The 3,226-nt window shown below is 36.7% G+C and carries 2 protein-coding genes and 1 pseudogene; 2 read left to right on the top strand and 1 reads right to left on the bottom strand.

Features of this window, described 5'->3' with window-relative positions:
- The first annotated feature begins 73 nt into the window (after nt 1–73).
- Nucleotides 74–1,278, top strand: a pseudogene (locus PHV30_12020) (IS3 family transposase).
- Here the strand turns inward: PHV30_12020 and PHV30_12015 are convergent.
- The gene (locus PHV30_12015) at nt 1,275–2,471 is read right to left on the bottom strand and encodes a DUF262 domain-containing protein (GenBank protein MDD5457738.1); all 1,197 of its coding nucleotides are present in this window, start codon (nt 2,469–2,471) and stop codon (nt 1,275–1,277) included. The pseudogene PHV30_12020 and the gene PHV30_12015 overlap by 4 nt on opposite strands.
- A 347-nt stretch (nt 2,472–2,818) precedes the next feature.
- On the opposite strand from PHV30_12015, the gene PHV30_12010 reads away from it, so the two are divergent.
- A partial coding sequence (locus tag PHV30_12010) for a hypothetical protein (GenBank protein MDD5457737.1) occupies nt 2,819–3,226 on the top strand: 408 nt, incomplete at its 3' end.

The following is a 3,226-nucleotide window of genomic DNA, read 5'->3' as shown; positions in this document are numbered from 1 at the left end:
TGGACTGCACCCCAAAAAGTGGACAGGTAGTTAAGAAACATTCTTAACAAACATCTACAGAAAGGGTGCAAATATGAAAACAAGGAAAAAATTCACACGAGAATTCAAAATATCGATACTTCGTGAACTTGAGAACGGAAAAAGTGCAGCAGAGGTATGCCGGGAAAACAGCATTCATCCCACCATGCTATCAAAATGGAAATGGGAATACAAAGAAAATCCTGGGACAGCATTCAGCGGTAAAGGCAATATCAGCAAACCTGAAGCAAAATTAGCAGAATCAGAGCGTCTCATAGGTCAGCTATATGCTGAAAATGCATTTCTAAAAAAAGTATTGAGCAGCTTAGAAACCAAGCTGCAGGAGCATCAAAAACAGAGAGAAGGGAACTGATCTATATGACAATCCAGGATATGCATAAAGAGACAAATCAAATAAGCATAATCAGAGGATGTTCAGCTCTCGGAGTCAGCAGAAGCGGATACAACAAATGGATCCGGCATGACCAGACACATTACTCAGATCCTGAAGAGATGAAACTCAAGACTGAGATACAGGCAATTGCAATAGATTTTCCCAGATATGGGTACAGACGGATAACAATCGAGTTGCATCGACGTGGATTTGAAGTAAATCATAAGGTCGTTTATGAACTTATGAGGATAGACAACCTGCTGTGCATAAAAAAGCAATTTGTCCCAAAGACAACTGATTCTGAGCACGACCTGCCAGTCTATCCCAATCTGGCAAGGGACCTTGTTGTAATTGGTATTAATCAACTATGGGCGGCTGATATCACATATATACGCATGGTGCGGGAATTCATATATCTCGCGGTTATAATCGATGTATTCAGCAGGAAGTGTATTGGATGGAAATTGGGCAGGGATATTGATGCAAAACTCGCTCTGTCAGCTCTGGATATGGCTTTAGCGGATCGCAAGGATATGGGTATTTCTGACCTCATCCATCATTCTGACCAGGGAGTTCAATATGCATCATGGGAATACGTTACTAAACTCAAAGAACATGGTATCAATATCAGCATGAGCAGAAGGGGAAATCCCTATGACAATGCATTCGCTGAGAGTTTTATTAAGACTCTGAAATATGAGGAAGTATATCTCTGGGAATATGAAACATTTGATGAAGCCCACAAAAATATCAAGAAATTTCTGGAAGTGGTGTATAATAAAAAACGGGTTCATTCATCTATCGGGTATGTCACTCCTGAAGAATTTGAAAAGTCAGAGGAAGTTTTAAATGGGAGAGTTTCTTAACTGGTTGTACACAAAACGGGGTTCAGTCCAAACCCATTGTTTTTAATAAATTCAGGGCTTGTATCTATTGCATAGTCATATCTTGGTAAATCATCTTTCAGAATTTTATCAACTCTTTTAATATCTTGTGCTAATTTACTCTCTAAAGACGAAGAATAACGACCAGATAATGAACTGCGCCAAAAAAAATCTTGGAGATACCGTTGTTTATCCCCTGTTGGTCTATCTTTATGATGGTAAAAAAAATATGCAAAAGGGACAACAAGTGCATTATATGGTAAAAGTTGAGATACTGGGATTCTATAAAAATTTCTGAAATATTCAACTGCACTTAAAATTGCATCTTCGGCTTCATCCCATATATCAATAAAGTTTTGCTTCTTAAGATTTAAAATTTGTTTTTTTGAACATTCATTTGTCAACAATGTGGATACCGTTTGCAAAACAGTAGCATCTGCAATTGTTTCATAATCAATTTCTGATATGTTCTCAATCAACGCTTGGTATTTTTCTGCTAAATCAAAATTCTTTTCAGAATCAAATGTCTTTGCAACCATTATTTCAAAAACCGATAAGGGTTTTCCTCCGACATTAATTCGTGTAAAGATGTCGGTGGCAACGTCAATACTTGCTTCTTTTATAAGTATTACTGAAAAATTATAAGATTGAATTCTTTTTCTATATTCATCGATTTTATTATGAAATTCTTTAGGGTAGTCATTCAGTAATTGAAAGCTACCAAATAGTAAATCTTTTAATTTGATAATCTTTGATTTATCTTTATCTTCGATATTAAAAATTACAACGTCGTCATTTTCTTCAACTTCTAAGTCGATGTACATTTCAGAAAAATCTTCTTGTACATCATCTCTTTGTATACTCAAACCCTTTAACGTAGCATATAGACTTGTTAACCTCTGTTGCCCATCCAATACATACTGGATAAATTCTCCTTTACTAGCTTCTGGTAGTTCAATCCCGCCTATATTCCTTATAGCCCTTAATCTCTCATTTGTTTTCCAAAAAATAAATGTTCCAATAGGATAACCCTTTACAATGCTATCCATTAATCTGCAAGATTTTTTCTTGTTCCAAACAAAATCCCTTTGAAATTGAGGAATTTTTATTATTCCTTTATCAATCTCACTCATTAGAGTCGAGAAAGATAGAGTATGTGGTTCTGGTAGGTTCATAGATACCTTCTTTAGATTTTGTAATAGCCATAAAGTTCCTTTTTCTTAAATAAATGTTCCTATAAGAATTTTTTTTCAGTTTTCCCAGCTTTTATAGATTTTTTCAAAGGGAGAGATAAAATAGAAAACGGGACCCCTTCCTTACTTCGTCCCATCCGCCTCAAGGCAGCCTCATTCTTTTCAGGAAGGACTTACTCGCCATCTTACAGTTGGTTTTTACCTAATTTATAGTTTACTGAAAATGGGGCGCAGTCCAAAGAACACATTAATAGGTGACTGGAGGGGAGAAGAATTTATTATGGGAAAGATATTGTAAATATAATCTATCCTGGTCAGAGTTTAGGAGCATGTATAAAAACGAAACATCGAAATTGAAAGCGCTATCTGATATAGCATCAATCGATATTACTTCTGAGTTTAACGATATCTTACAAAATATCCTGAAAATTACATGCGAAGCGGTGAATGCACATTCCGGCACCATAATGCTGGTCGGCGAGGCGGACAACAAGCTCAGGATGGCAGCATCATACGGGCTTCCGCATGATTATATTGAAATGGTATATGAAGCAGCAAAAAAAGAGGGGGTTCCGATAACATCCAGCCCTTCGGGGACTGTGCTGGAGACTGGTAAATATTACCTGGTTCCAAATATATTCGAAGAGCCAAAAGACATGCCATGGTGGAAATTGTCAAAGGAACTCGGTTTTTCATCCCAGATATTTACCCCGATGAAAAGAGGTCTGAAAGTCATC

The organism is Candidatus Margulisiibacteriota bacterium (assembly GCA_028715625.1).
In the GTDB taxonomy this organism is placed as follows: Bacteria; Margulisbacteria; Riflemargulisbacteria; order GWF2-35-9; family GWF2-35-9; genus JAQURL01.
The sequence above is the reverse complement of the archived record's forward strand: the minus strand, read 5'-3'. Positions and strand labels throughout refer to the sequence as shown.

Excerpts from the sequence above, each read along its gene's own strand:
- PHV30_12015 (MDD5457738.1), bottom strand. The coding sequence starts at position 2,471 with ATGAACCTACCAGAACCACATACTCTATCTTTCTCGACTCTAATGAGT.